This window comes from Streptomyces sp. NPDC126497 (assembly GCF_040302425.1).
GTDB lineage: Bacteria > Actinomycetota > Actinomycetes > Streptomycetales > Streptomycetaceae > Streptomyces.
Map to the genome: position 1 here is coordinate 1 of NZ_JBEORT010000222.1, position 1,831 is coordinate 1,831.

The window sequence follows — 1,831 nt, forward strand, 5'->3', positions numbered from 1 at the left end:
GGCTTCGACTCGCTCACCGCCGTCGAACTGCGCAACCGCCTCACCACCGCCACCGGCCTGCGGCTGACCGCCACCCTCGTCTTCGACTACCCGACGCCCACCGTGCTCGCCGGACACCTGGTGACCGCCCTCCTCGACGAGGAACGGGCCACCGGCGCCCCCGCGGCCACGGTCCTCCCCGCGTCGGCCGACGACCCGGTCGTCATCGTCGGCATGGCCTGCCGCATGCCCGGCGGCGTCAGCTCGCCCGAGGAACTGTGGCGGCTCGTCGTCGAGGGCCGTGAGGGCATCTCCGCCTTCCCGACCGACCGCGGCTGGGACCTGGACACCCTCCTGCGCGGCGGACACGGCGGCCACGGCCGCAGCGCCACCTCCGAGGGCGGCTTCCTCTACGACGTCGCCGACTTCGACGCCGGCTTCTTCGGCATCTCGCCGCGTGAGGCCCTCGCCATGGACCCGCAGCAGCGCCTGCTCCTGGAGACCTCCTGGGAGGCGTTCGAACGCGCCGGCATCGACCCTGCGACCGTACGCGGCAGCCGGACCGGTGTCTTCGTCGGCACCAGCGGCCAGGACTACACCACCCTCGTCATGAACTCCAGCGAGGACGCCGAGGGCCACGCCCCCACCGGCCTCGCCACCAGCGTCATCTCCGGCCGCCTGTCCTACACCTTCGGCCTGGAGGGCCCGGCGGTCACGATCGACACCGCCTGCTCCTCCTCCCTGGTCGCCCTGCACTGGGCGGCCCACGCGCTGCGCTCCGGCGAGTGCAGTCTCGCCCTCGCGGGCGGCGTCACCGTGATGTCGACCGCCATGGGATACGCCGGCTTCACCCGGCAGGGCGGCCTCGCCCCCGACGGCCGCTGCAAGGCCTTCGCGGACGCCGCCGACGGCACCGGCTGGTCCGAGGGCGTCGGCGTGCTCGTCGTGGAGCGGCTCTCCGACGCCCGCCGCAACGGCCACCCCGTGCTCGCCGTGGTGCGCGGCTCGGCCGTCAACCAGGACGGCGCCTCCAACGGATTGACCGCCCCCAACGGTCCGTCGCAGCAGCGCGTCATCCGGCAGGCCCTGGCGAGCGCCGGGCTCACCCCGGCCGACGTGGACGCCGTCGAGGCCCACGGCACGGGCACGACCCTGGGCGACCCGATCGAGGCCCAGGCGCTGCTCGCCACCTACGGCCAGGACCGTCCCGCCGACCGGCCGCTGCTGCTCGGCTCCATCAAGTCGAACATCGGGCACACCCAGGCCGCCGCCGGCGTCGCAGGCGTCATCAAGACCGTCATGGCGCTCCGCCACGGCCTGCTGCCCAAGTCCCTGCACATCGACGCCCCGTCGACCCACGTGGACTGGACCGAGGGCGAGGTGCGCCTGCTCACCGAGACCGTCGACTGGCCGGAGACCGGCCGCCCCCGCCGCGCCGCCGTGTCCTCCTTCGGCATCAGCGGCACCAACGCGCACACCATCATCGAGCAGGCCCCGGCGCCCGAGCCGGAGACGCCGGCCGCGACGCCCGGGGTCGTTCCCGGGGTCGTGCCGTGGCCGGTGTCCGCGAAGTCCGAGGAGGCGCTGGAAGACCAACTGGACCGGATCGTCACCCTCGACACCGCCTCCGCGCTGGACGTGGGTTTCTCGCTGGCGTCGGGGCGGTCGGTGTTCGAGCACCGGGCGGTTCTCCTCACCGCGGTGGACGACGAGCAGCTGGTGGAGGTGGCGCGTGGTCGTGCGGTGGAGCGGTCGCTGGCGGTGCTGTTCCCGGGGCAGGGTTCGCAGCGGGCGGGGGCGGGGCGTGAGCTGTACGCCCGGTTCCCGGTGTTCGCCGAGGCGCTGGACGCCG

The 1,831-nt window shown here is 74.3% G+C and carries 1 protein-coding gene; it reads left to right on the top strand.

What is annotated here, in order from left to right; all coding sequences use genetic code 11:
* On the top strand, positions 1 to 1,831 hold a 1,831-nt coding region (locus ABTY20_RS35205; RefSeq protein ID WP_352001209.1), incomplete at both ends, for a type I polyketide synthase.